The following is a 24,987-nucleotide window of genomic DNA, read 5'->3' as shown; positions in this document are numbered from 1 at the left end:
ATGGATGTGCTGATGCACATAGGGGCGCTGGCGCTTGGGCAACTGCCTGTCATGGCGGTGTTGCTGATCGCTCTGGGGATGTTGGCCATGCAGAAGCATCGTCCTCCTGGTCGTGGTTTCGCCTGGGCGGCATTGACCTGCTACCTGTTGGCGGCGGCACTCAAGCCGGTGTTCGCCCTGCTGTTGATCCGTTCCGATGCCATGGTTGGGATGGAAATGCAGCAACGTTTGCTCTACTCCGGCATCGCTGCGGGGGTAGAAGGCCTGTTGATGCTTGCCGGCTTGGCATTGCTGCTGACCGCCTATTTCCTCGCCGCTCGCCAGCGTTGACCCGCGCCAGCGTGCCGTGGGCTATGAGACAATCGCCGTCATGCAATCGATACCCCGTGGCCGTTTCATTTCTGTAGAAGGCGTCGACGGCGCCGGCAAGAGCACCCAGCTCTTGTGGCTGGCGCGCTGGCTGATCGCGCGTGGCATCCCGCTGGTGCGCACGCGCGAGCCCGGCGGTACGCCGCTGGGCGAAAAGCTGCGTGAATGGCTGCTGGCCGAACCCATGCATCTGGAAACCGAGGCGCTGCTGATGTTCGCCGCACGGCGCGAGCATCTGGCTCGGGTGATCGCACCGGCGCTGGAACGGGGCGAATGGGTGTTGTGCGACCGATTCTCCGACGCGACCTTCGCCTATCAGGGCGGTGGTCGTGGCTTGCCGCAGCAGAAGTTCGAGGCGCTGGAAGACTGGGTACAGGGTGCGGGCAAGGAGCGGATCGAGCCGGATCTGACGCTGCTGTTCGATGTGCCGCCGGAGGTATCGAGCGCGCGCCTAGCCAATGGCCGTGAGCTCGATCGCTTCGAGCGCGAGGCCGCCGATTTCCATGCCCGGGTACGGGCCGCCTACCTCGAACGCGCTGCTGCCGCGCCGGAACGCATCCGCGTGATTGATGCATCGGGCAGCGTCGAGGCGATCCAGGCCGAACTTGAAAGGCGACTGCCGGGCTGGCTGGGTCTGCCGGCATGAACGGTGAAGCACTCTATCCGTGGCAGCACGCCGCATGGCAGGGCCTGATCGCCGGCACTGCGCGCATGCCGCATGCGCTGCTGCTGACCGGCGAACCCGGTATCGGCAAGCGCCGCTTTGCCGAGCGGCTGGCGGCCTGGTTTTTGTGCGAGTCGCCGACCAAGACCACCGAGCCATGTGGCGGATGCGAGGGCTGTCGCTGGTTCGCTGCCGGCAATCATCCGGACTACCGGGTGCTGGCGCCGGCCGACGAGGCCGATGACGAGGAAGAGGGCAGCAAGCCCAAACGCAAGCTGCCGGTGATCGGCGTCGACGATGTGCGCGAGCTCGCCGACTTCGTCAACCTGACCACGCATCGCGGCGGCGCCAAGGTGACCGTGGTCTACCCAGCCGAAAGCCTCAATGCCGCGGCAGCCAATGCCTTTCTCAAGACGCTGGAAGAGCCGCCAGCAGGCGCGCAGTTCATCCTGGTCGCCCATCATTGGCGCCGGCTGTTGCCGACCATCCGCAGCCGCTGTCGTATCTATCCGCTGCCAATGCCCGATCATGCCGCGGCCAGCGCTTGGCTGGGCGAACAGGGCGTGGTGAACCCGGAGTTGCACCTCGCGCATACCGGTGGAGCGCCTCTGGCTGCGCTCGACGATGCGGCAGCCGAATGGCTGCCGGTGCGCGCGGGGCTGCTTGATCATTTGAGCAATCCGGGCTCGCTGGATGTGTTGGCGGTGGCGGCGGAGCTCGAGAAATCCAAGCTCGACACGGCGCTGGTGATCGGCTGGCTGCAAAAATGGGTCTACGATCTGGTCAGCGTGGGGCTGTCGGGCAAACTCCGCTATTATCCCGATTGCAAGGACGAGCTGACGCGGCTGTCGGTTCGTGCGCCACAGCTGGTGAAGTACACCGAGACGCTGTTGGCCGCACAACGACTGGCGCATCACCCGCTCAACCTGCGCTTGGTGTATGAATCGCTGCTCAACGACTACGTGGCGGCGTTCCGGGTGAGCCGGGCCAAGGGATAGAAGCCGAGGAACTACGACGTGATGGAAGCACCGAAGCCACAGGCCAGCCGGCCCGGCGTGTTGTCGCTGAATATCAAGGAAAAGGCCGCGCTCTACGCGTCCTACATGCCCTTCGTGAAAGGCGGCGGCATCTTCATCCCGACCAACAAGCCCTACCGCCTCGGCGACGAGGTGTTCATGCTGCTGTCGTTGCTGGATGATCCGGCCAAGATCGCGGTCTCCGGCCACGTGGTGTGGATCACGCCGCAGGGCGCGCACAACAACCACCAGCAAGGCATCGGCGTGCAGTTCTCCGGCAACGAGGCTGGTGCGCAGGCACGCAACAAGATCGAGTCGCTGCTGGGCGGCTATCTGCAATCGAGCCGCACCACCCACACGATGTGACCCGGGCGCTCACCGCCTACTCGCTGCAATCCCACTCTGGCCCCTACGAAACCTGGCCGTCGTCGTCCGTACTGCTGCGTGACGACGAGCCAGCCGGCGTGCGGCTGCCCGGCTATGCACTGCTGGCGCAATACGAAACCGTGGCGGGTCTGCTGTTCATCACCGACTACGATTGCCCGTTCGAGGAAGCCACAGCGTTCACGCTGTACACGGCCGATCTGTCGCGGCGGCTGGGCCGCAAGCAGTTTGCCGTGCCCTACGGCAGCTGGTCGTTCAAGGCGCTGGATTGGCTGGACGCGCGCAATGTGCTGATCCATTTCCATTGCGACGAATGCTGGCACCTGCAATTACCGGAGTCCGGATGGTGGCGCCCGGCGATGCGTTGGCGGCGCATCGGCGCAGGCGTGCTGACCGACGACGAGGCGGCCGCGCTCGGGCTGCAGCATAAAGCGCGGTAGAATCGAAGTTCTCCCCCGCTGCTGGCCGCCATGTTCGTCGATTCGCATTGCCACATCAATTTTCCCGAGCTCGCCCAGAACATCGACGAGTTGCTCGCCAACATGGCGCAAAACCAGGTTACGCATGCATTGTGCGTGTCGGTTAACCTGCCCGAATGGCCGAGCGTGATGGCGTTGGCGGATGCCTACCCCAACCTCTACGCCTCGGTCGGCGTGCATCCGGATTACGAAGATGTCGAGGAGCCGACCGTCGCCGGCCTGGTCGAACTGGCGCAGCGGCCGCGCATCGTCGCCATCGGCGAGACCGGGCTCGACTACTACCGGCTCGAAGGCGATCTGGAGTGGCAGCGCGAACGCTTTCGCGTACATATCCGTGCTGCGCGCGAAACCGGCCTGCCGTTGATCATCCATACCCGCTCAGCGTCCGAGGACACCATCCGCATCCTCAAGGAAGAGCGTGCCGACGAGGTGGGCGGCGTGATGCATTGCTTCACCGAGAGCTGGGAGGTAGCGCAGGCGGCGATGGAACTGGGTTTCTACATTTCGTTCTCCGGCATCGTCACCTTCAAGAAGGCCGAGGAGCTGAAGGAAGTGGCACGCCGTATGCCGCTGGAGCGCATGCTGATCGAAACCGATTCGCCCTATCTTGCGCCGGTGCCGTTCCGCGGCAAGACCAACCAGCCGGCCTGGGTGAAGCACGTGGCCGAGCACATCGCGGACCTGAAAGGCGTGCCACTGGCTCAGGTGGCGAGTGCCACCACCGGCAATTTCTTCCGGCTGTTCAGCCGGGCGGCGCGATGAGCATCGAGCTGCTGCTGCTCGGCGTAGGCTCCTCCGGGGGCTCGCCGGCGATTGGTTGCAGCTGCCCCACCTGCACCTCGCCTGACCCGCGCAACCGCCGTACCCGGGCCTCTGCGGTGATCCGTGCCGAGGGAAAGACGCTGCTGATCGATACCGGGCCGGACCTGCGCTCACAGGCGCTGCGCGAGAACCTGCTACAGGTGGATGCGGTGCTCTATACCCATCCGCATGCCGATCATATCCACGGCATCGACGATCTGCGCGCCTGGTGCTGGCTGCAGAAGGTTGCGCTACCGGTCTACGGCAATACACTGACCATCGAGCACATCAAGAGCCGCTTCACATATACGTTGCTGCAGCCCAACGAATACTGGGACAAGCCGGTGTTGACGCCGATCGAAGTCGATGCTGAGCCCTTCAATGCCGCTGGCGTGCGGGTGCTGCCGATCCCGCTGCTGCATGGCCGCTGGCCCATCCTGGGTTTCCGCATTGGTAATGTTGCCTACCTGACCGATGTCTCGGAGATCCCGGAAAGCAGCTACGCTTTGCTGCAAGGGCTCGACGTGCTGGTGCTCGACTGCCTGCGTGAAGTACCGCATCCCACCCATTTTGGTGTGGTGCAATCGCTGGCCGCCGCCGAACGCATTGCCGCGCGGCGTACCGTGTTCATCCACATGACGCACGAACTCGAATACCACGCACTGTCCAGCCGCCTGCCGCCCGGCATCGAGGTCGGCTACGACGGGATGCGCATCACCATGTGAACCATGCAAGGAGAAGGCCATGAACGACGAAACCCAACTCTCGGTCCTCGGCCTGCCCCTGTTTCCCTGCAGTGCAGATCCGCTCACCGGTTTTCAGCGCGACGGGTATTGCGCCGAGTGTGAAGGGGATATCGGCCAGCACACGGTGTGCGCGCAGATGACTGCCGAATTCCTCGCCTTCTCCAAGGCCCAGGGCAACGATCTTTCCACGCCGCGCCCGGAATGGGGCTTTCCCGGCCTCAAGCCAGGCGATCAATGGTGCGTCTGCGCCGGACGCTGGATCGAGGCACTGCTCGAAGGCCATGCGCCACCATTGCTGCTGGGCGCTACCCACGAGTCCATCCTCGAGCATGTGTCGCTGGAAACGCTGGTCGAGCATGCAATCGACCGGCCGGAATGATTCACAGCAGGCCGAGGCCCAGCCAGAACACCCCGCCAGCCAGCATGCCGCTGGCTGCGCCGATCGCCGTTTCCAGTGGCGTATGGCGGCCCAGCACCACGCGTGACCAAGCCAGCGGCAGGCCCAGCAGCAGGGCGATGAGCATGGCTACGGGGCCCTCTGCCGCGAGCAGCAGCGCCGCATAGACGCAATACGCAACGTGCTGCGACAGCTTGAGCCAGCGCGACAGCACGATGGCCGCCAACACCGGCAGCAGGCCCGCCGCAAAGCCCAGCGCCAGCACGCGTGTTGCCGGGTCGATGGCGAACCAGCCGCTGGCGCCCAACAGCAAGCTGGCGAGGAAGACATTCCAGCGTCGGCGTTCATGCGGACGGTTGGCGTCAACGTGATGCCAGTCGCCACGCCGCACATGCCAGCCGATGAAGACCACCGTCAGCACGATCAGGACAGCCAGTGCCACGGTCGCCGGCTGCAGCAATCCGTGCGGCCCGACTGCAATGAACACGGCCAGCGGCAGCGTGACAAACGGGTGGCCGACGATGGAGATGCCGCGGGCAAACCGGTTGTTCATCGCGCTGCCAGCGGCTTGACCGGCATCGCCGCCATTTGCCTGCCGTGCCAGCGTGCCAGCAGGACCAGTGCGCACACGGCGCCGAGCAGCGCGAAGCCCATATCGGCCTGCGTATCCCACTCGTAGCCCTGGGTGCCGAGGAATTCGTCGGCGCCCTGGCCCATGATCACTGCAGCCTGCCACTCGATCAGCTCATACAGCGCCGAGATGGCCAACGTGACGCAGCCGGCCAGGAAATTGGTCATTCCTCGGCTCGTCAGATAGCCGCCACGCAGCAGGATCTCGCGTGCGATCAGGACCGGCACGAAGCCCTGGGCGAAATGGCCAATCTTGTCGTAGGGATTGCGATCAAGCCCGAATCCCTGCTCCAGCCAGAAACCCAGCGGCACGCGCGCGTAGGTATACGCTCCGCCGTAGATCAGGATCAGCGCATGGAGCGCGATCAGCACGTAGAGCAACGAGGTCAAAGGGAAGCGGCGATAGGTGCCGGCCAGCAGCGGTGCGGCAACCAGCACCGGGGCCACCTCCAGCCACCAGGTGGTGCGATCGTACGGGGAGATGCCCGATGCAATGAGGGCAATCAATACCAAGGTACCAAGGCCAAGCAACAGGAGCCGCTGTGTCGTCATCGATCAGTTCCAGAAAGCGTTGAATATAGCCGGATGGCCGAGCAGCCACCCCCAGCCGGCCAGGTGCAGCAGCACGATGAACCAGAACACCACCTGGTAACTGCGCTTGCGATTCTTGTGGCGGAACAGCCGTTGCGCTACCCAGGCGCCGGGCCAGCCGCCGAGCAGTTCGCCGGTGTGTAACGTCGATTCGGGAATGCGTCGTCGCCCACGCTCGGCTGCATCCTTGTCCCGCCAATAGCCGATGAAGGTCAGCGTGCTGATGGCGAGTATCCACACGGGCAGCCAGCCCGGCAGCTGGAGATACAGCACGCCCAGTATTTGCAGCAGTACCGAAACGAGGCCCGGTAGCACGCCCCATGCACTGCCGTGATCCGGCCTGCTGCCGACAATGTCGATATCGATGGCGCGGGGGCGATTCTGCGCGTCCAGTCCGTCCGTGTAGTTCACCAGCATCTGCTCGCTGGGTCGTAGCTGGCCGCGGCGGAAGTCATGGATATGGGCGAATACCCGGCCGTTGGCATGGGTCGGCGTGATGAAGCCGTAGCCCTTGTCGTCTTTCCAGTGGGTGATCCGGCCGGTTCGGCGCATGGTTGGGAGAGGGGACGTGAAAACGTCGCGATCTTAGCCGGCGGCGTGGCGGCCGGCCAGTGTGATCGCGCAGAGCCGTGGTTTGCGCGCCGGGCATATGCTGTCGTCCTGCTTGCGGGCAACTGGCATCCCCGCGCGACGCTGGCTATACCAACTGGGACAGGGCGGTATACGTGCACCGCACCATCACAAGTCGAACGGAGGAAACACAATGAAACTGGATGATGTCTTTGGCAAGATCCATCAGCTGCCCACCATGCCCAAGGTGGTGCAGGAGCTGATCGACAGCTTCAACAAGGACGATGTGGACGTGCATGCGGTTGCCAGCCGGGTGGCGTTGGATCAGGTGATTTCCGCCAAGGTATTGCGGCTGGCCAACAGCAGCCATTACGGCGGCGCGCGCAAGGTGGGCTCGGTCGACGATGCGGTGGTGGTGCTGGGGTTCAATGCGCTGCGCACGCTGGTGGTCGCCTCGGGCGTGACCGGAGCATTCCAGAATGCCGCGGGTTTCGATCGCAAGAGTTACTGGCAACACTGCCTGGCCGTGGCGGCAACGGCCAAGCAGCTGGCCAAGCATGCCAAGGTGAGCGGCGAGCTCGCCTTCACCACCGGGCTGATCCACAACATCGGCGAGTTGCTGATCCATCTCTATGCGCCTGATCTGGCCGGCAAGATCGATCGGCAGGTGGCAGCCGGTGGCAATCGCATCAACCTGGAAGACACACAGATCGGCTTCGACTATGTGGATGTCGGTGCCGAGCTCGCGCGGCGCTGGAATTTCCCGAACGAAGTGGTCGATGCCATCGCCTTTCAGAACAAACCGGCCCAGCAATTGCCGCCGTCCACGCTGACGCACGTGCTGGCGCTTGCCATCTATGTGGTCGACTGGCTCGACAGCGGCGAGGGGCCGGAAAAGCTGGTCGATGGCTTTCCCGCTGCGCTGGGTACCGTGGTCCAGGTGTCGGCCAACCAAGTGGCGGCGGAGATTGACACGATCCGCGAGCAGATCGCGGGCTTCGAAGGCCTGCATCAGTAAACTTGCAGCGATGAAAAAAGCCCGGCATTGCCGGGCTTTTTTGCGGGTGAGCGTGGCTCAGAACGCGGGGACCACGGCACCGTGGTACTTCTGCTCGATGAATTGCTTCACTTCCTTGCTGTTGAGCGCGGCGGCGAGTTTCTTGATCGGCGCGCTGTTCTTGTTGTCCGGACGGGCCACCAGGATGTTCACGTACGGCGACTGCTTGCCTTCGATGGCCAGCGCGTCCTTGGCCGGGTTCAGCTTGGCTTCCAGCGCGTAGTTGGTGTTGATCAGCGCCAGCTCCACCTGGTCCAGCACGCGTGGCAGCGTGGCGGCTTCCAGCTCGCGAATCTTCAGCTTCTTCGGGTTCTTGGCAATATCGCGGCTGGTGGCGAGGATGTTCTTGGTGTCCTTGAGCTTGATCACGCCGGCGCGGTCCAGCAGCAGCAGGGCGCGGCCGCCATTGGTGGGATCGTTCGGGATGGCGACGGTGGCGCCTTCCTTCAGGTCGGCCAGCTTCTTCACCTTGGTCGAATAGGCGCCGAACGGTTCGACATGCACGCCGGCCACGCTGACGAGGTTGGTGCCCTTGCCCTTGTTGAATTCGTCCAGGTAAGGCTTGTGCTGGAAGAAGTTGGCATCGAGGCGCTTCTCGGCGACCTGCACGTTGGGTTGTACGTAGTCGGTGAACACCTTCACCTCCAGTTCCACGCCTTGCTTGGCGAGCTGGGGCTTCACGAATTCGAGGATCTCCGCGTGCGGCACGGCGGTGGCGGCAACGGTGATCTTGTCGGCGGCGTGTGCGGCGAAGGCGGCGGTGGCGAGGACGAGAGCGAGCAGTTTTTTCATGGCCTTCCTTCTTGAGGGCAGTATGGGAAATGGGGGCCGGGGTACCGGCAATGATCGCCGCGCATGGGTGGCGCGACAGCCGTAGTAAAACTACATTGTTCCGTTAAGGATATAAAAGAAAAGTTTTTTATATCGATATGCGCTGCGCTATTTGCGGCTGAAATGGATCACCATCCGGTCACCGACCATTTGCAGGATCTGCACCAGGATCAGCAACAGCACCACGGTGATGACCATCACGTCGGTCTGGAAGCGCTGGTAGCCAAAGCGGATGGCTAGATCGCCCAGGCCGCCTCCACCGATCACGCCACTCATCGCGGCGTAGGACACCAGGGTGATCGCGGTGACGGTGACGCCGGCGATGATGCCCGGCAGCGCTTCGGGCAGCAGTGCGCGCAGCACGATCTGCGTAGTGGTCGCGCCCATCGCCTGCGTGGCCTCGATGATGCCGCGATCGACCTCGCGCAACGCCGTTTCCACCAGCCGGGCAAAGAACGGCGTGGCCCCGACCACCAGCGGTGGAATGGCGCCAGCGACACCGAGCGAAGTGCCCGTGATCAGCACGGTGACCGGGATCATCACGATCAGCAGGATGACGAAGGGCACCGAGCGCAGCACGTTGGTGATGAAGGACAGCAGCGCGTACACCACCGGTTGCGCCAGCAGCTGGCGCTTGGCCGTCAGGAACAGGATCACGCCGAGCGGCAGGCCGAGCAGCACGGTGAACAGCAGCGAACCGCCGAGCATGGTCAGCGTATCGACGGTGGCGAGCCAGATTTCCATCCAGTCGATCTGGGTGAAGAGTTCGTTCATGCGCGGACCTCCTCGACAGTCAGGCCACGCGCGGCCAATTGCGCCAGGGCCGCGGCCACGTCGCCACCGGTGAAAGCGACGGTGAGCTGGCCGTAAGGCACATCCTTGATGCGGTCGATACGGCCGGTGAGGATGCTGAAGTCGACGCCGGTCTCGCGCGCCACGGCGCCGAGCACCGGGTCGTAGGTGGCCTCGCCGGTGAAGGTGAGCCGCACCACGCGACCGGGCACGTGGGCGTAGTCGTCGCCCTGTTCCGCTTCATCCACATGCTCGGCTTCGAGCACGAAGCGGCGCGTGGTCTGATGCTGCGGGTGCAGGAACACCTCGGCCACCGGGCCGACCTCGACCACGCGGCCGGCATCCAGCACCGCGACGCGGTCGCACACGCTGCGCACCACGTCCATCTCGTGGGTGATGATGACGATGGTGAGACCGAGCTCCCGGTTGATCTCCGCGAGCAGTCGCAGCACCGATTGCGTGGTCTGTGGATCGAGTGCGCTGGTGGCTTCGTCACACAGCAGGATGCGTGGCTGGGTGGCGAGTGCACGGGCGATGCCGACACGTTGCTTCTGGCCACCGGACAACTGCGCCGGATACTTGGTGGCGTGTTCGGCGAGCCCGACGCGCGCCAGCAGCTCGGCCACGCGTGCCTTGACTGCCACCTTGTCGTGGCGGCCAGAGAGCAGCAGCGGGAAGGCGACGTTGTCGGCCACCGTCTTGCTGGAGAGCAGGTTGAAGTGCTGGAAGATCATGCCGATGCCGCGACGTTGTTCGCGCAGCGCCGCATCGTCGAGTGCGGTGAGGTCAGTGCCGCCGATCAGCACCTGGCCTTGGGTGGGGCGTTCGAGCAGATTGATGAGGCGGACCAGCGTGGATTTGCCGGCGCCGGAATGACCGATGATGCCGAAGACCTCGCCCTCGGCAATGGTCAGATCGATGCCGGAAAGCGCTGGCACGTCCTGGTCGGCCACACGGTAGGCTTTGTGGATGTTCTGGAATGTGATCAACGTTCAACCCTGGAGGTCGGCTGGGTATCGCGCGCAGCTTGGCATGGGCGCGCGATGCGGGTACGCCAGTATGGCGTATCGCGGGGCGGCGGCGTATTGGCGCTATCGGTAACAGCTGCGGGTCAAGCCCGGATCGGCGACCCTGAGGCGAAAGGACCAGGGCGCGCCGTGCGGCGCGCCCCGAGATGCAAGCTCAGCCCTGGCTGGGCACGCACTTGGCCTTGGCGTCGGCCGGGCTCAGATTGCGGATGGTTTCGTAGAACTGCTCGCATACCGGCGCGCTATTGGCCGGCCACTTGCCCTGGCAACTGGCGAGCGCGCCATTGGGGTCGCCCGATGGTGTGGCCGCCATCGTCACCTGCCAGCACGATGCAGTCAGATCCTGTCCCATGACCACGATCCCGGCGGCATCGGCCTTCTGCTGGTTGCCGCCGTACTGCTTGGGATCGGATGCATACCAGATGTAGCTCGGATGGTTGGCACCGATCACCGGCACAGTCCGCCCCGCGACTGGCTGAAAGCTCGATACCGTGAGCACGTTGATGGGGCTGAGCTTGAAATACTCGGCCAGCCACGCCCGCGCCGGGGCGCCGAAGGCGACGGTGGGCTTGGCGCTGCCGGCAGGGCCCGCCGTCCATTGCGCCAGCAGCGACACCGTGTAGTTGGAGAAGTCGTCGTAGACGCCTTCGAGCGAGGCGCCGGCGCTCGCCGGTGCTGCGATCGGGGCAATGTCGACGATGGTCTGGTACGGATCGGTACTGCCCTGTGGCACGCCGTTGGTCACCAGCAGGCTGGCCCAGCGCTTGGTGGTGGCGGCTTGCAGGTAATCCTGCGTTTGCGTCATCACCGTATCGGGCGGGAAATGCAGCAGCTGTACCGTCGGGTTGTGCTGCATGGCAAAGCCCAGCGGCAGGAAGAAATGCCAGTCGCTCTGCCACTTGCCGGCGTTCACGATGCCCTGGGCATCGGTGTAGCCGACGGCGCCGCTTTGCAGCAGGCCGGTGATCACGTTGCCATAGTCGGCGGGAACGCCGGTGAGCTGGGCGTAGACCTGGCCATCCTTGGTCACTACGCCCAGCGTGCCCTTGCCATAGCCATCGCGCAGCATGGAAAGCGTCAGCCAGTGCTTGATGGTGTCTTCCAGCGTGGGCGCCGGGGTCGGGCACTGGTTGAGGCAGTTGGGATAGGAGAATAGGGCCGTGGCCTGGGCGGTGGTGCCGAGTGGCACGGTGACGAGGGAAGGCGGGGGCTGGGTGGCGCACGCAGCGAGCAACAGTGTGGCGAGCAGGGCGAGCAACTTGTGCATGGACGACTCCTCCTGAGAAATGGGGCCTCACGGCCGGTCACGTTCTGGCGGATTGACCCACCACGTGATTCGAAAAATAGAGGTTCAGCGATTCGAGTACTTCCGTCAGCGCTTCGCACAGTGTGGCGAGTTCGCGGCCATAGTCATTGCCTTGCTCGCAGGCGAGTTCGAGCGCGGCGGCGGCGGCGGTGAGCCGCGGGGCGCCGATCTGCGGGCCGACGGCCTTCAGCGAATGGGCATGGCGCTGGATCAGTTCCCGCTCGTTGGCAGCATGTGCCTGATGCAGCGTGGTGACCTCGTCGCGGTAGTGCTGGGTGAGGTGGCGCAGTACGCCAAGATAGCGTTCGCGCCGCAGTCCGACCTGGGCCTGGCCTACCGCGAGATTGACGCCGCGCAGGGCCGGCAATGGCAGCTCGTCGCCAGCGTGCTGGGGCTCCGGTAGCAGATCGCCGCTGCGTTGCGGGCCGATCCAGCGGGCAAGCGTGTTGTACAGCGTATCCGGCCGGAACGGTTTGGCGATATGGTCGTTCATGCCGGCCGCCTGGGTGCGTTCCCGATCGTCGGACAGCGCATGTGCTGTCATCGCGATGATCGGCAGGTCGGCCTTGGCCGGGTCTTCGCGGATCTGTCGTGTCGCGGTCAGCCCATCGAGCTCCGGCATCTGGATATCCATCAGCACGGCGTGATAGCGCCGACGCTTGGCCATGTCCACCGCCTGGCGGCCGGTCTCGGCGATGTCAATCGTCACGCCCACTGCATCGAGCAGCTCAGCGGCGATCTGGCGATTGATCTCGTTGTCCTCCACCAGCAGTACCTGCGCGCCACGTAGTACCTGCTGCGCCTGACGCTGCGTCGTCAACACGTCACCGAGTCGCGGCGCAGGCTGGATTTCGCCGTCGGCATCGAGCTCGGCGATCGCCTCGGCAAGGCGCGGCGCGAGCACTGGCTTGACCAGATAGCCATCCGGTGCGATCTGCGGCCGATGGCGGCATACCGCCTCGCGATGATATGCCGGTACGGCCAGCAGCACCGGGGTGCGGGCCAGCCGGGCGTGGTAGCGGATGCGGGCTAGCAGCGCATAGCCGTCGTGGTCGGGCATCTGCCAATCCGAGATCACCAGGCCATAGGGGCGGGCGCTGGCGATGGCGTTTTCCATGGCCATCAGCGCGGCATTGGCATCTTCCACCGGCGTGACCTCGGCACCGGCGCGTTCGAGCAGGCTCTTGAGCGTGGCACGCGCCATCGGGTTGTCGTCCGCGATCAGCACGCGCCGGCCATCGAGCAGATGTTCGATGCCCAGCGGCTGGGTGTTTTCCACCACGTCCAGCCAGATCGAGAAGCTGAAGCAGCTGCCGGCGCCGGGAATGCTTTCCAGGTGCATGCGACCGCCCATGGCTTCGACCAGCTGGCGGCAGATCGCCAGGCCAAGGCCGGTGCCGCCGTAGCGACGGGTGATCGATTCGTCGGCCTGGGCAAAGGCGTCGAACAGCTTGCCCTGCTGTTCAGGGCTGACACCGATGCCCGAATCGACCACGGCGAAACGCAGCTCCACGGCTTGCTCGGCGTTGTCGATCACGTTGACCAGCACCACCACCTCGCCACGGTCAGTGAACTTCACCGCGTTGTTCACCAGATTGAGCAGGATCTGGTTGAGCCGCAGTGGATCGCCATACAACCGCGCCGGCACATCAGGGGCGACATCCAGCACCAGCTCGATGTGCTTGTCGTCGGCCTTGAGCGCAGCCACGTCGACCACATTGCCCAGCACCTCGTCCAGCGTGAACACCGTGTGCTCCAGGTGCAGCTTGCCGGCTTCCAGCTTGGAGAAGTCGAGCACGTCGTTGAGGATGGTCAGCAGGATTTCAGCCGAGTAACGGATCTTGTCGAGGTAATCGCGCTGCTTGCGGTTGAGCTCGGTGGACAGCGCCAGCGTGCTCATGCCGAGGATGGCGTTCATCGGCGTGCGGATCTCGTGGCTCATCCGAGCCAGGAAGTCGGATTTGGCATGGTTGGCGGCTTCGGCTGCATGGGCCGCGGTGCGTAGCGAGTGCATCCAGCTCAGCACGAAGCGATAGCCGAGGAAGGCCATGGCGAAGAACATGATGGCCAGCACCCAGTACACGGCCGAGGTCGAGGCCTCCAGCAACCGCATTGCCTCGTGCACCTGGTTGCTGGCGTTTCCGGCAAGCGTGGCTGCAGCATGGCGGCTGAGCGTGAACGAAACGAACAGGAATAGATAGATCACCGCGACCAGTAGCCCGGCTGCCAGCAGGATCCAGCCCTTGTTGTCCTGCTCTTCCTCGCGCGGGCCACCGAAATGCCGATGGCGCCAAGTCATCACGCTGGGCGTGAGCAGGGCCAGCAGGGGTGCCGTCACCAGCAGCGTTTGCGCGAAGTTGCCGACCCACCAGCCCTGCCAGATGGCAAACGCCGCCTGTACGCCTAGTGCATTGGTGTGCGTCCAGATGAACGAGGCGCTGGCGCTGAACACTGCGTTGAAGAACGCCAACAACATGAAGAACAGCAGGCCATCCAGCGTGCGCAGATCCAGCGACAGTGGCAATGCGCGATAGGCGATCACGAAGAGCGCAAAGCCCGCCGGGTTGGCCAACGCAAAAAGCGCCGCCCATTCCACAGGCATGCCGGAATAGATGGAGAGACAGAACGTCGCGAGATAGGCCGGAATCGCCCCCCACCAGAAGCCGAACCACAAGGTCCAGAGCAGGCACAGTGTCAGCGGCGGATAGAGCGACACATAGATTTCCACGCCGCCGAAATCGAGCGCCACGCCCGACCAGCGCAACGCCACAACCATCAGCCCCAGGCCAACGCTGCCTGCCGCGCAGACCAGCCACAGCGCTGCCAGCACCAGGCCCGCCCGCCCACCGTCAAGCAGATCTCGCGGGATCAGGGGTGCGTAGCGGGTGAGGGGGTTGCCATAGAGCTGGGGAGGGGTCGCGTGGCTCATGCGCGCTGTAAGCTATTCAGCTGGTTTTGTTCGTTCATCATGGCTGCATGATGAAGTGGCATGCAAGCTAAATCAGAAAAATGCCATCACCAGTGTCTGTTTTTGTGCCGATGCAAGGTTGGAGAGGATGTGTGTGACGACTGGGCTCCTACCGGAGCACCCCCTGCTTCACCTTTCGATGCGCCGCAAAGCTTTTTCTTTTAAAGAATATGCGCCAGCGTTTCGGTCTTTTACTTGAGCATCGAGAATTTAATGAACTCTATGTTCAATCCAGCTTCCAGACAAACTGCACGAAATCTTGCCGTGACAAAGTAAAACTGTTCGTTGTCGATGTCTCTGACAATCATGTCGTCTTCTTGGTTTTTATAGTTGTCTCGAATCTTGATTGAATAATCATCAATTCTTTCAAAAGCAGGCTTCTTGTTTAAGATCCTCCCCGCAAAGGCCTTGACGATCGATGTTTGAGTCGTTATTTCACAGTTGATGAAGTCAATATTTTTGGTGTTTGCTTCTACAACCGCTTTTGCCCTGCAGGAAAAAACAGGAAAAGGTAAGGTGGGTTGAAAAAATCGATAAATTCAATATTTTCTGCGGTAAAGAAATTCTGGGCACTCAGCTTCATGTTTTTTATTTGCTGAAGTTGTTCGCCGTTTTCACCCAAAACAAAGTACTTTAAAAATTTGCCATCACGGTCTTTTATATCCAGCAGAGACTGCTCTGTTGCATGGGGGCTTTGCATTGAAAACATGATATCCCCTTTGGCTCAAAGTGGAGGTGGGCAAGCCAATTTATGGAAAGGATGAGGTTATCTCATCTGCGTAGCAAATTGTCCCGTCTGGATATTCGCCCTCCCAGCCGCACGGAAACGCCCCCGCTGAATATATTCTGTGTAGTTCTTTTGCCAGATGAATGTCTGCGTCGACATAAGCGGATCTGAGAATGAGTTCTATGTCTGCCTCGATGTCGTCCATGAAATAAAAGGCTAACGACTCAGAGTGTGCCTCTATTTTCTTTTCTAAGCTATTTTTTATTTCTTCCAATGTATTTTGGAGTGGTTTTTTGTCCGGCCCCATTTCAAATAAAAGGGTGTTGACCTGCTTCCAGGCGGCCTCTCGTACATGGTTCCATGACTGATATGGCTTGCCTATGTTTTGATTGTGGGCAATGTTTGTTATTTCGCTGCGAGGGATTTTCTTTGCGTTGTCAATTTTTAAATTACTGTGCGGGGTTATTTCAAAGGACTTCGCCCAGTTTTCAAGGGGCCCATACATTTTTCTGTCAACGTGCTTGGGGCGGATTTTTTCTCTTGCGGTGACTAAATTTTCAGCCAGCTGAGGTGAGAGTTGATGATGCTTCTCAATCTCCTCAATATGAGTGATCGTGGCGCTCCATTGTGCGCATTGGAATTTCAACTGTGCGAGCAGCGATTTTGCGGTAAGCCATTCCTGAGTCTTGGCCTCGTGAGAGGTGATTACCTCGGATAGTATTTCCTCGGCTTGTACTACCTTCCCAAATTTTATAAATTTTTTTGCTTTTTCGATAAGGTCCATTTTTAGTATCTCCGACTTGATCGAATGTAGCGATCCCAGTCGCCGTCTTTTAGGCCGGTTTTCTGGCCGCAGCTGGTTTTGTAAAGCGGCAACTTGTTCTTCCTTAGTGCGCTATCTAAATTTCGTTGTAACTCCTTGACTGCGCGCTCTTGATCTGCAGAGTTTGGATATTTCTTGCCAATGTGATCTAGTTCTGCTTCAACTGCTCGGTTGTAAGCGGAGTGATATCCGCTGTGTGTGGACATATAGCCGTTCGGAGTCGATGGCAGCATTATTGCATTTGATGCGGAGTTCATTTTGAATCCAATGTTTCTTAGGACCGCATGATTTTCCAGTTCCTCGGGGATTACATGGTGTGCTTGCTTGCCTGGCCATGTATCACAGCCTGTTGCTGCTTTGCCTAGAGCTTGGCTTTGTTTTTGTTTGCGGGCCAGCCCTGCAGGGTCAATCCATTCCGTAGAGTTGGGTGCATATGCATGTGTATTTAATCCGCCTAAAAGTCCAATTGGATCTCTCGAAGCAAATCTACCTATTTCTGGGTCGTAGTATCGGTGGCGGTTGTAGTGCAGCCCAGTCTCTTCGTCTGCATACTGCCCCTGGAAACGAAGTGGATTCTGAATGCCAGCCGCCTTGGCTGCGTCGCTGATCGCTTCCCGTGCCTCACCCCAGGCCTTGTATTCCGCGCTCCAGGCAATCTCGCCTGTGTCGTCGGTCAACAGTTGTGGCGTGCCAAGATGATCCACGTGGTAATAGGCTTTGTGCTCTGCGCCGGCCCGTTGTGCCACTTGCGCCAGCGGCACGAAGCTACCGGCTTCGAATAGATAATGCCGCTGTGTTGCACCGTCGTATTCGCTTTCAAGCACATCGCCATCCCACAGGAACAGCGTGGTGCCATGTTCTGTTTTCTTGGCGATGCGGCGACCAAACACGTCATAGGCATATTCGGTCTTGCCGGTCGCTGTTTCCGCAGCGATCAGTCGATTGAAACCATCCCAGCTGAATTGCTGGGTGAGGCCGTTGCGGGTCTTGCGGGTGAGATTGCCCCGTGCGTCGTAGTCGAAGTGGGTGCCGGCGTAATCGCGCAGCAGGTTCCCGGTGATCTTGGGCAGGCCAGCGGGGAGCGTGTTATCGCTGCGTGCACTGTCGACCAGGTTGCTGGCTGGGTCGAAGGCGAATGCCTCGGTGCCTTGTGGGCTGACTGCGGCGAGCAGGCGGCCTACTGGATCGTAGCGGTAGTTGGTGTCGCCGCTGCGACTATCCCTGATGTTCAGGAGTTGGCCGACTGGGTCATAGCGGTATTGGCGCTGATGCTGTGTGGCACCACTCAGCTGCTGATGCAGTATCCGCCCTAGGGCATCGTACTGGGTGGTGGCATTGAGCCGGTTGGCCAGGGCGCGTGCGGTTTCACGGTGCAGGTCGTCCCGCTCGAAGCTGGCGAGTTCCTCGCCGTTCCAGAGCACACCGTGTACATGGCCGCTACCGTAGGTGAGCCAATCGATGCGGTTTCCATCTGGTCGCACGCTGGCGATACGGTTGCCAAGTTCGTCGTACTCATGCTGCCATTGGTAATCGCGTTGCAGGCCGAACAAGCTGTACAGCTGCTGCTCGTGGATCAGGTTGCTGACTTCGTCGTAATTGAAACGGGCAGTACTGTAGCGATTCTTGGCTTGGGCCAGGCGGCCCAGCGGGTCGTACTGGAAGCGCTCACGGCTCTGGCCTGCATCGCGACCAACCAGGCGACGGGCCGCGTCGAATACCAGCGTGGTGCGCATGCCGGCTTCATCCACGGCCTGCAGCGTGCCACTACCCGCGTCGTAGTCATATGCGGTGCGCAGGCCTCCGAAGTCCGTTTCCTCAAGCAAGCGACCAACAGGGTCGTAGGCGAAACGATAGCTGTCACCGTTCTCGTTGATCAAGGTAACGAGCTGGCCCAGCTTGTCGTAGCGATAGCCCAGTTGTTGATCGAGCGCATCGATACGGCCGCTGATGCGACCCGCCTGATCGTATGCATAGCGCGTGGCACGATCCAGTTCATCAAGGTGCGTGAGCAGGCGCCCTTCGGCATCGTGCTCCAACTTGATCTGCGTGCCATCCGGTTGCTGTACCAAGGCGAGGTAGCCGTTCTTGCCATATCGATATTCGGTGATGTTGCCGGCAGCGTCCTGCGCGCTGATCAATCGCCCTAGCGCATCATATTGCCAGCTGCTGGTCTTGCCAGAGCAGTCGGTATAGCTGGTCAATTGACCGGCGGGGCTATAGGCCAATTGCTTGGTGCCGCCCTTGGCATCCTTGATCTTGGTAAGCAGCCCTTGCGCGTTATAGGCATAAGTGGTTTCGTGGTTCTTCGGATCGATTTCCTTTGCCACATTGCCCTTGTCGTCATATTCGCGCCGCCAGGCGTAGCCCAGCGGATCGATGATTTCGATCAACTGGTCCTTGGCATCGTATTTCATCTGGATTGTCGAGGCATCAGTGCGGATGTGCTCGATCAGGTTGTCGCGATCGTCGTAGACGTAGCGATCCTGCGTACCATCGGAATGAATATGTTTGGTCAGATTTTTGAAGTCATCACGGTACATCCATTCTTCTTTGCCATCCGCATGAATGGTGCGGTAGGGGTATCCGGAGTCGTCGCAGTAATAGTAGGTTTCGTGGCCTAAGGCATCCGTGGTGATCGTGAGGCGCAGGTCAGTCACGTATTCGAGTTTGAGCTCGTCACTGCCATCGTCGGCATATTCGCGAATGGCACGTGCAGTTGCGTCGGCGCCGTCCCATTCCAGGTTGATGCCACGGCCGGTTCGGTCGGTGTAGCGCGTGATCAGGTGGTGCTGATAGGTATATTCCCGCGTATGACCATGTTCATCCGTCGCCGAGATCAGGTCGCCTTGCTCGTTGTAACGGTATTCAGCCAGTTGCCGTGGCGGCTCACCGGTTGCGCTGCCGGATAACGTCAAATTGGTGATGCGTCCGGCTGTATCGTGCTGTACCAATACCCATGGGTTTTCGTTATTGCGCAAGCGCGAGAGCCGGCCTTGTGCGTCGTAATCGAGCACGACTTGGTTGCCAGATCGATCACGCAGCATGGCCAGCAGGAATCGTTCGCCGTGCCGTTCGTACGCCTCAATCAGCTCGTGACCGCGTGTCACTGTCAGCACGGAATCGTCCAACCGGCTCAGCGTGATTTCTTCGCTACGGTCACGGTGATGCTCACCCGGTTGCAGCAAGGGATAGCTCAACTCACGGCCCTGCGCATCGGTATAGCGCAAGGAGTCATCAACGAGATCAAACCGGATGTGGAAAGGGGTAAGCCAGCGCGCACCCTGTGAGGCATTGTCGAAACTGGCCAAGCGTGAGTTGTAGGTCCGGCTCCAGGAGAGGGGCATTACTCCTGGCAAAATGAAATCGGTGTGAGTAAAGCTTTCCTCACCCAAACCGAAGCCAATTGATTTGCCGCTACCTGCTTTGGCGGGGCACAACTTGCACGCATTGGGGCTTTGCTTGACCGGTGCCAGCCGGCGTTGCTTTTCCACTCTACCTTGTGGCACCTGATATTTGACCTGGCCATTCTTGCCTTGCAAGGCGGCCCCGGCGGCTTGGCCGCGCTTGCGCTTGTTGCGTATCGCGGTGAGCAACTTGGTAATCAGCGATGCAATACTGTTTTCCAGCTTGGCATCGGCCAAAGCCATGATTTTGCTTTTGATATTGACTGCAATCGTTTTGTCCAGGTAATTGGCGATGCCAATCAGCTGGTTCTTCAAGTCCTGACTCAATGCAAGTTGAGTGATTGAATTGATCACCGCATTGCGCGCTTTGGCGTGTATCTCAAGCAAGGAGCTGAAGAGCCCTGCTTTTTCCTGTGCTGCGGATCGCAGATTCTTGCCTTGCTGATAGCGGGAGCCTTTGGCTACTGCGCGGTATTTTCCTAGCGTGCCGGTCGCTAGCTGTTTCAGAAAAGTGGAAAACTCGCTGACCAACTTGCCCAGAAAATCTGCAACGGCTTTGATGGCTTCCCCAAGCATGCTCTGGAAGTCCTCAACTGCCTTTTCTATCGTATGGGCAACCCGATAGTCACTCAGGATGTGATTGGCAATCACTGTCAACACGGCATCGCCGATCTGACCTTTATTCCGGACGACAGCTTGACGCACCATGCCCACAATGGGCCGCATGGTGAGACGCAGGGGGGCCATGGCCGGTGGAATCGGGATGATCCCTATGGCATCGACGCCAATGCCAAACCACTCCACGAAACCTGCGGGCTGCTGCTTCTGCGACATTTCGTACAGGCCAACCACGACATCACTGGCTGCGATCAGATTGCCAAGAATGGGTAAGCCGGCCGCAATCGTTTGCAGATCGCTCAGGCTGAGATGCCCCCCGGATATCTCCCGGATCCACTGATCGAATCCGTTCACACTATGTTGCACATCCTGCACGAGCGCATTGTTCAGCGGGACGATTGCATATTGGGTCAGGACCGTGCGAGTTTCATTGGCCCTGTTCTGGTAATCGGATGATCCGGCGCTGCTGGGAGATTTTGCGTAGTTGCCCATGATTCGATTTTTCGTTCTTATTGGAGTTCGCTAACGAAAACATGCCGCATTGCGCGGCATGTACGCGATTTAAATCAAAGACTTGGCTAGTGGCGGCAATCCCGCGCCACCGGTTGTGCCGCGAGCTTGCCCAAGCAACGATTTCACCGCATCGGCGCTGGCTTGCGCTTGCTGAACTGCTGCGGTGGCTTGCCCTAATGTTGAAGCGGTCTTGCCAGGCAATACCTGCCCTGCCATTTGTGCCACTCCGCTTACACCACCAGCCGCGCTCAGAGCGGCGCCGGCATCTCCTTGCGCCGCTGCGCTGGCCACCCCTTGTATGGTGCGTGCTTGATTGATCGCGTTCGTGGCTCGACTCAAGGCGCTGCCCAGCGTCGTGCCTCCCGATGCTTTACCGGCTAATGCTTGCATACCGCTGCTTGGCGTTGCACCGTTGCTAAAGCCGGTGCCATTTGCAGCAGAGGCTTTGCTGGGAAGCAAGCTGCCCAGCTGGGCCATCGCTTGGGTTTGGACTGCCTCTGTGCCCGGCTGTAACGGTTCGTTTGGCCATTTGGGTAATTCGAATTGCCCGCTCTTATCCTTGGGCTTGCTGGGGTCGGCTTCGAACCGGACTTGTACTGCACCGATAGGGAGTCCACTGACGACGGCATGGCCATTGTCGTCGAGCAGGCCCTCATGCTTCTTGCCCAGCAAGTCGGTCAGCACGTATTTGCCGCCTTTGACTGCCTCGGCGTTTTCGTAAAGATGGAATAGCTCCAACTGACCTATGCCGTCCTTGTTGCCAAAATTGGGCAGGGGCACGCTCTTACTGGCCGGCCCGCTGAAATCGAAGTTCGTTCCCTTGAAGCTCACCGAGCCCGGAGCGTGGATTTCGATGTCGCCGCCCTTGAGTCGGATATAGGCGCCGCCACAGGTGGCGAGCAGTTCCTGGCCGGCGACGAGGGTGAGCTTCTGCTTGTTGGCATACAGCCGCACATTCTTGTCGCCAACAATCTCCACATCGCCCGACTGCGCCTGCACATTGACATGGCCCTTGGCGGCAATCAGCTTCAGGTTCACCTTGTCCGCCACCCCCTGCACGAACAGGCTGATCTTGCTGCCGACGTTGTGCACCCAGCGCCGGGCGGTGGTCTGCTGCGTGTCGCGCTGGCTGACCAGGTCGAGGTTGTGACCGGCGTTGAGGATGAGTTCGTTCGGCGTGGTCAAACCAATGCCGGCCGGGGCGGTGGCGATCAGGATCGGCTGCTGTCCCGGTTGTTCTTTCGCCGTCTTGCCTTGTTCGTCGGTGTTGGAACCCGCTTCCCAGGCCTTGAGCGCTTCGTTCAGGTGATCGAGGTGGCCTTGTGGTGACTGGGCCTGTTTGGCGCCTTCGAGATCGAGGGTTTCGGGACCGATCTCGGTGGGGTCGGCCAGTTGATGCTGGGCGGTGTCGCTGAGGGTCTGCGCCAGCTGTTGTGCGGCTTCGAGTTGGGCTTGTGCCTGTTCGCGATCCAGTTGTTTGCCACTGGCGCCGGATTTGGCTTCGGTACTGAGCAAGAGGCCTTGTGCGGCACGGACGGCGCCATGGCGATCGGTGCGCAGCTCGAAGCCGTCACCGCGCGGTTCGGCCTTGCCGTCGGCTCTGGGGTGGGCGAGGTAACCCTGGTTGAGCTGGGTCTTGCCGTGTTCGGACGAGAGCTTGGTGCGTACTTCCCCCTGGGTGTCGTCGAACAGCAGTTCGCCATACTGGCTGCCCTGATATTCCTTGGACTTGATGCCGGAGAGGGTTTTATTGGCCGGCAGGTTGCCGGCACCGGAGAAGTGCGGGGGCGGGTGGCTGCCGTTGTAGACCACGCCGGTGACGATGGGGCGGTCGATATCGCCTTCGACGAAGTCGACCAGCACTTCCTGGCCGATGCGGGGAATGAACTGGTGACCCCAGTTCACCCCGGCACTGGGATAGGCGACACGAATCCAGCAGGAGGAACGCTCGTCGAGGTGGGCACCAAAGTCGGCATGTTCGCTCTGGCGTTGCCAGTGGAACTGCACCTTGATCCGGCCATGCTCGTCGGTATGGATCTCTTCGCCAGCCGGGCCGACCACGGTGGCGGTCTGTACCCCCCGGGCGGAGGGCTTGGCATGCTCGCCATGGCTGTAGCTGGGGGTGAGCGCAATGCCGCGGCGTTGCGCCTCGAATTCGACGGTGAACGGTTGCGGTGCTTCCAGCCCCTGGCTCAGGAAGCGGGTCAGGTCACCGGGCAGGTTGTTGTAGGCGGTGAAGGAGAGCTGGCTGGCGACGAACTCGCGCTGCTCCGGCGCATCGGCATCGTGCAGCGGGTGATCGGTGAGGGCGAACCACTCACCCACCTGCAGATTGCGCACGGTACCGGCACCGCGGAACTGCTTCTTCTTCAGGTCATGCGCCTGCTGGCGCAGCTGGGCATAGCGCGACAGCTGTTCAGCATCGCCGGCGTAGTACAGCGACTGCGGATCGTAGTCCTCCAGCGAGGATTGCGCCTGATCGCCGCCGGCGCCCTGATCCACTGCAGTGCCTTCGGCCACCTGCTGGGTCAGCACCGGCTTGTAGTCGAACGATGCCAGCGCCACCGCACCGGCCCCCAGTTGGCGGGCACTGGTCCAGTCGGTGAGGCTGTCTTCCGCCTCGGTGGCATCGGCGCGATGGAAGCGCACGGCACCCTGTGCCGCCTGCGGCAGCGCATAGGGATCATCGAACGCCACCAAGGTGACCTTCGGCGTATCGCCCGCTTCATGGGCAAAACGCCAGGCAATGCCTTCCTCGGCCAGCAGGCGGCTGACGAAGGCCAGATCGGATTCCCGGTACTGCAGGCAATAGGAGCGCAGTGGATAGCTTGCGCTCAACTGGAATTGCACGGCGAAGGTGGCACCGAACACTGGATTGGCGCCGATATGTTCGTCGAGCACCGTCTTGACGATGTCGGGCACCGACAGATCCTGGAACACCCGGCTGGTGCGACGATGCTGCAACAGCGCCAACGGCGGCTCGATGATCAGCCGGTAACGCGCAAAGCCACCATCGGACGGCAACGCCTGGGCGGAGGTGACCACGCCACAGCGCACCACTTCGCCGCCGTCGCTGGTCAGAATCCCCAACTGGGCCGGCAGGCCGAGCAGGGATTTGAGCGCCAACCCGACATCGGGGGAGAGGCAGTCGACCTGATAGCGATAGGGCTGGGACAGCGCTTCCTCGCCGGAGACGGACTGGGGCAGCAGTTGTTCGCCGAAGCTGGCGCCGTCGCCGAGGTGGAGGGAGACGAGGCGCTGGTCCTGGGTGAAGGCTGCGGCGAAGGAGGCGAGAAGCTGATGGATGTCCATGTGTTTGCGGACAGGGTGTGTCAGGAATCGGGCATCCTACCACTCACGCGCGTGGGCCCCAAGGCTCGGGTGACGGGATGCCGGCTATCGGGTACAAGCGGTGCGTTTGGAGGCTCATTCACCACACCCAGATTGAAGAGACTGCCGGTGAATTTCGGCGACAGTTTTTACCGATTCCTGATCTTCAGCAGAGGAATGAACTTCCCAATTGTGCAAATCGATAGCGGTTGGAAGGTGGTGTACCAGTAGGCCGATGCAGAGACGCATGGGGTGGCGTTCGCTAGCCGCCGATCTTTATGCGGGGAGATTGATCCAGGCGCTGAGACTCGCCACCCGTCTCGACCCTGTTGTGCCGACGAGCCCATCGTGAATTCGTGAGGCGCGAAGTGAAAAAGTAAGGATGTAGTGTGCTTGACACGTAGATGGGGAAGTTGAAGAGGGCCACTTACAAGCGCCGCGGTGGATAGTCACCGCGCTTGATCATCCTTCAAATAATGGGAACGGGCTGCCGAATCTAGGCGAATCCGGTGCTACCGTCCCGGCTGCCGCGGTGCGAACAACTCGCGGTGCTTAGCGTAGCTGCCGTGAGCAGGTGCATGGCGATCACAGCCTCATCGTGTTGTTAGTCGAGGTGCTCTTCATCGCTCTGCTGGCTGCCCCGACATGCTTGGCAGACCCCAACTCCTTAGATCAATGCCACTCACGCTCGTGCACCGCGCTCAGTCCTCGGCTTCGTCATCATCGACTTCTTCGTCTCGGCTCAGATCGGTGCCGCTGCGCGAATTGGGATCCTCGTTTTCATCGTCCGGAGCTTGGCGGACTTCGCCATCGGATCGGCCATCTTGGCGCGGTTGGGATGCAGTGGTTGGGGCTGGGCGGTTCATGATGCACCTCGCAGGTTGTGGATACTGTTGCTCTGCATGCGGCGTGCCCAACTGCCGTGCTCGTCGAGATGGCACCT

The 24,987-nt window shown here is 61.1% G+C and carries 22 protein-coding genes and 1 pseudogene; 9 read left to right on the top strand and 14 right to left on the bottom strand.

Features of this window, described 5'->3' with window-relative positions; genetic code table 11:
• From FLM21_RS16160 to FLM21_RS16125, 8 genes are read left to right on the top strand one after another with little or no spacing between them, the layout of a single operon-like run.
• Complete coding sequence (locus FLM21_RS16160; RefSeq protein WP_148716556.1) at window positions 1-330, top strand: hypothetical protein; 330 nt, start codon at window positions 1-3, stop codon at window positions 328-330.
• A gap of 40 nt (window positions 331-370) precedes the next feature.
• Window positions 371-1,015, top strand: a complete 645-nt coding sequence (gene tmk / locus FLM21_RS16155) for a dTMP kinase (RefSeq protein WP_187359939.1) — start codon at window positions 371-373, stop codon at window positions 1,013-1,015.
• Window positions 1,012-2,031 (top strand): DNA polymerase III subunit delta', encoded by a 1,020-nt coding sequence (holB, locus tag FLM21_RS16150; RefSeq protein ID WP_148716555.1) that lies wholly within the window; start codon window positions 1,012-1,014, stop codon window positions 2,029-2,031. The genes tmk and holB overlap by 4 nt, the downstream gene beginning before the upstream one ends.
• Window positions 2,032-2,052: 21 nt before the next feature.
• Window positions 2,053-2,415, top strand: a complete 363-nt coding sequence (locus tag FLM21_RS16145; protein WP_148717582.1) for a PilZ domain-containing protein — start codon at window positions 2,053-2,055, stop codon at window positions 2,413-2,415.
• On the top strand, window positions 2,412-2,873 hold the full coding sequence (locus tag FLM21_RS16140) for a hypothetical protein (protein ID WP_148716554.1): 462 nt from the start codon (window positions 2,412-2,414) through the stop codon (window positions 2,871-2,873). Before FLM21_RS16145 ends, FLM21_RS16140 begins: the two co-directional genes overlap by 4 nt.
• A gap of 30 nt (window positions 2,874-2,903) precedes the next feature.
• The gene (locus FLM21_RS16135; protein WP_148716553.1) at window positions 2,904-3,674 is read left to right on the top strand and encodes a TatD family hydrolase; all 771 of its coding nucleotides are present in this window, start codon (window positions 2,904-2,906) and stop codon (window positions 3,672-3,674) included.
• Window positions 3,671-4,438 carry an MBL fold metallo-hydrolase gene (locus tag FLM21_RS16130; protein WP_148716552.1) on the top strand — a complete coding sequence of 256 codons (768 nt, stop codon included), beginning with the start codon at window positions 3,671-3,673 and terminating at the stop codon, window positions 4,436-4,438. Before FLM21_RS16135 ends, FLM21_RS16130 begins: the two co-directional genes overlap by 4 nt.
• A 19-nt stretch (window positions 4,439-4,457) precedes the next feature.
• A complete protein-coding gene (locus FLM21_RS16125; RefSeq protein WP_148716551.1) occupies window positions 4,458-4,838 on the top strand; it encodes a DUF2237 family protein in 381 nt (126 codons plus the stop codon).
• 1 nt (window position 4,839) lies between these two features.
• On the opposite strand, the gene FLM21_RS16120 is transcribed toward FLM21_RS16125, so the two are convergent.
• The 3 genes from FLM21_RS16120 to FLM21_RS16110 are packed head-to-tail and all read right to left on the bottom strand — an operon-like array spanning window position 4,840 to window position 6,629.
• Window positions 4,840-5,409 (bottom strand): hypothetical protein, encoded by a 570-nt coding sequence (locus FLM21_RS16120; protein ID WP_148716550.1) that lies wholly within the window; start codon window positions 5,407-5,409, stop codon window positions 4,840-4,842.
• Window positions 5,406-6,038: a DUF2238 domain-containing protein gene (locus tag FLM21_RS16115; protein ID WP_148716549.1), complete on the bottom strand. Its 633-nt coding sequence runs from the start codon at window positions 6,036-6,038 to the stop codon at window positions 5,406-5,408. The genes FLM21_RS16120 and FLM21_RS16115 overlap by 4 nt, the downstream gene beginning before the upstream one ends.
• Before the next feature lie 3 nt (window positions 6,039-6,041).
• On the bottom strand, window positions 6,042-6,629 hold the full coding sequence (locus FLM21_RS16110) for a DUF1294 domain-containing protein (protein ID WP_148716548.1): 588 nt from the start codon (window positions 6,627-6,629) through the stop codon (window positions 6,042-6,044).
• Window positions 6,630-6,840: 211 nt separating this feature from the next.
• Between FLM21_RS16110 and FLM21_RS16105 the strand changes: the two genes are divergently transcribed.
• On the top strand, window positions 6,841-7,665 hold the full coding sequence (locus tag FLM21_RS16105) for an HDOD domain-containing protein (RefSeq protein WP_187359938.1): 825 nt from the start codon (window positions 6,841-6,843) through the stop codon (window positions 7,663-7,665).
• Between the two features lie 57 nt (window positions 7,666-7,722).
• Here the strand turns inward: FLM21_RS16105 and FLM21_RS16100 are convergent, their stop codons facing one another.
• The 11 genes and pseudogenes from FLM21_RS16100 to FLM21_RS20895 form a co-directional block, all read right to left on the bottom strand.
• Window positions 7,723-8,496, bottom strand: a complete 774-nt coding sequence (locus FLM21_RS16100) for a MetQ/NlpA family ABC transporter substrate-binding protein (RefSeq protein ID WP_148716546.1) — start codon at window positions 8,494-8,496, stop codon at window positions 7,723-7,725.
• A gap of 147 nt (window positions 8,497-8,643) precedes the next feature.
• Complete coding sequence (locus FLM21_RS16095) at window positions 8,644-9,309, bottom strand: methionine ABC transporter permease (RefSeq protein WP_148716545.1); 666 nt, start codon at window positions 9,307-9,309, stop codon at window positions 8,644-8,646.
• Window positions 9,306-9,524, bottom strand: a complete 219-nt coding sequence (locus FLM21_RS21750) for an NIL domain-containing protein (protein ID WP_308418782.1) — start codon at window positions 9,522-9,524, stop codon at window positions 9,306-9,308. Before FLM21_RS21750 ends, FLM21_RS16095 begins: the two co-directional genes overlap by 4 nt.
• A gap of 60 nt (window positions 9,525-9,584) precedes the next feature.
• Window positions 9,585-10,316 (bottom strand): annotated as a pseudogene (locus FLM21_RS21730) (methionine ABC transporter ATP-binding protein); the annotation flags it as partial.
• A gap of 193 nt (window positions 10,317-10,509) precedes the next feature.
• A complete protein-coding gene (locus tag FLM21_RS16085) occupies window positions 10,510-11,622 on the bottom strand; it encodes a hypothetical protein (protein WP_148716543.1) in 1,113 nt (370 codons plus the stop codon).
• A 37-nt stretch (window positions 11,623-11,659) separates the two neighbouring features.
• Complete coding sequence (locus FLM21_RS16080) at window positions 11,660-14,590, bottom strand: response regulator (RefSeq protein WP_148716542.1); 2,931 nt, start codon at window positions 14,588-14,590, stop codon at window positions 11,660-11,662.
• A gap of 511 nt (window positions 14,591-15,101) precedes the next feature.
• Window positions 15,102-15,338 carry a hypothetical protein gene (locus FLM21_RS16075; protein ID WP_148716541.1) on the bottom strand — a complete coding sequence of 79 codons (237 nt, stop codon included), beginning with the start codon at window positions 15,336-15,338 and terminating at the stop codon, window positions 15,102-15,104.
• A 40-nt stretch (window positions 15,339-15,378) separates the two neighbouring features.
• Window positions 15,379-16,140 carry a hypothetical protein gene (locus FLM21_RS16070; protein WP_148716540.1) on the bottom strand — a complete coding sequence of 254 codons (762 nt, stop codon included), beginning with the start codon at window positions 16,138-16,140 and terminating at the stop codon, window positions 15,379-15,381.
• 2 nt (window positions 16,141-16,142) lie between these two features.
• Entirely contained in the window at window positions 16,143-20,693 is a 4,551-nt protein-coding gene (locus FLM21_RS16065) for an RHS repeat-associated core domain-containing protein (protein ID WP_148716539.1), read from the bottom strand.
• 69 nt (window positions 20,694-20,762) lie between these two features.
• Window positions 20,763-24,026 carry a type VI secretion system Vgr family protein gene (locus FLM21_RS16060; RefSeq protein ID WP_148716538.1) on the bottom strand — a complete coding sequence of 1,088 codons (3,264 nt, stop codon included), beginning with the start codon at window positions 24,024-24,026 and terminating at the stop codon, window positions 20,763-20,765.
• Window positions 24,027-24,745: 719 nt separating this feature from the next.
• On the bottom strand, window positions 24,746-24,910 hold the full coding sequence (locus tag FLM21_RS20895; RefSeq protein WP_187359937.1) for a hypothetical protein: 165 nt from the start codon (window positions 24,908-24,910) through the stop codon (window positions 24,746-24,748).
• Window positions 24,911-24,987 lie beyond the last annotated feature (77 nt).

This window comes from Chitinolyticbacter meiyuanensis, from assembly GCF_008033135.1.
In the GTDB taxonomy this organism is placed as follows: domain Bacteria; phylum Pseudomonadota; class Gammaproteobacteria; order Burkholderiales; family Chitinibacteraceae; genus Chitinolyticbacter; species Chitinolyticbacter meiyuanensis.
The sequence above is the reverse complement of the archived record's forward strand: the minus strand, read 5'-3'. Positions and strand labels throughout refer to the sequence as shown.

Coding starts and splice junctions, on each gene's coding strand:
- FLM21_RS16160 (WP_148716556.1), top strand. CDS start 1: ATGGATGTGCTGATGCACATAGGGGCGCTGGCGCTTGGGCAACTGCCT.
- tmk (WP_187359939.1), top strand. CDS start 371: ATGCAATCGATACCCCGTGGCCGTTTCATTTCTGTAGAAGGCGTCGAC.
- holB (WP_148716555.1), top strand. CDS start 1,012: ATGAACGGTGAAGCACTCTATCCGTGGCAGCACGCCGCATGGCAGGGC.
- FLM21_RS16145 (WP_148717582.1), top strand. CDS start 2,053: ATGGAAGCACCGAAGCCACAGGCCAGCCGGCCCGGCGTGTTGTCGCTG.
- FLM21_RS16135 (WP_148716553.1), top strand. CDS start 2,904: ATGTTCGTCGATTCGCATTGCCACATCAATTTTCCCGAGCTCGCCCAG.
- FLM21_RS16130 (WP_148716552.1), top strand. CDS start 3,671: ATGAGCATCGAGCTGCTGCTGCTCGGCGTAGGCTCCTCCGGGGGCTCG.
- FLM21_RS16125 (WP_148716551.1), top strand. CDS start 4,458: ATGAACGACGAAACCCAACTCTCGGTCCTCGGCCTGCCCCTGTTTCCC.
- FLM21_RS16120 (WP_148716550.1), bottom strand. CDS start 5,409: ATGAACAACCGGTTTGCCCGCGGCATCTCCATCGTCGGCCACCCGTTT.
- FLM21_RS16115 (WP_148716549.1), bottom strand. CDS start 6,038: ATGACGACACAGCGGCTCCTGTTGCTTGGCCTTGGTACCTTGGTATTG.
- FLM21_RS16110 (WP_148716548.1), bottom strand. CDS start 6,629: ATGCGCCGAACCGGCCGGATCACCCACTGGAAAGACGACAAGGGCTAC.
- FLM21_RS16105 (WP_187359938.1), top strand. CDS start 6,841: ATGAAACTGGATGATGTCTTTGGCAAGATCCATCAGCTGCCCACCATG.
- FLM21_RS16100 (WP_148716546.1), bottom strand. CDS start 8,496: ATGAAAAAACTGCTCGCTCTCGTCCTCGCCACCGCCGCCTTCGCCGCA.
- FLM21_RS16095 (WP_148716545.1), bottom strand. CDS start 9,309: ATGAACGAACTCTTCACCCAGATCGACTGGATGGAAATCTGGCTCGCC.
- FLM21_RS16085 (WP_148716543.1), bottom strand. CDS start 11,622: ATGCACAAGTTGCTCGCCCTGCTCGCCACACTGTTGCTCGCTGCGTGC.
- FLM21_RS16080 (WP_148716542.1), bottom strand. CDS start 14,590: ATGAGCCACGCGACCCCTCCCCAGCTCTATGGCAACCCCCTCACCCGC.
- FLM21_RS16075 (WP_148716541.1), bottom strand. CDS start 15,338: ATGTTTTCAATGCAAAGCCCCCATGCAACAGAGCAGTCTCTGCTGGAT.
- FLM21_RS16070 (WP_148716540.1), bottom strand. CDS start 16,140: ATGGACCTTATCGAAAAAGCAAAAAAATTTATAAAATTTGGGAAGGTA.
- FLM21_RS16065 (WP_148716539.1), bottom strand. CDS start 20,693: ATGGGCAACTACGCAAAATCTCCCAGCAGCGCCGGATCATCCGATTAC.
- FLM21_RS16060 (WP_148716538.1), bottom strand. CDS start 24,026: ATGGACATCCATCAGCTTCTCGCCTCCTTCGCCGCAGCCTTCACCCAG.
- FLM21_RS20895 (WP_187359937.1), bottom strand. CDS start 24,910: ATGAACCGCCCAGCCCCAACCACTGCATCCCAACCGCGCCAAGATGGC.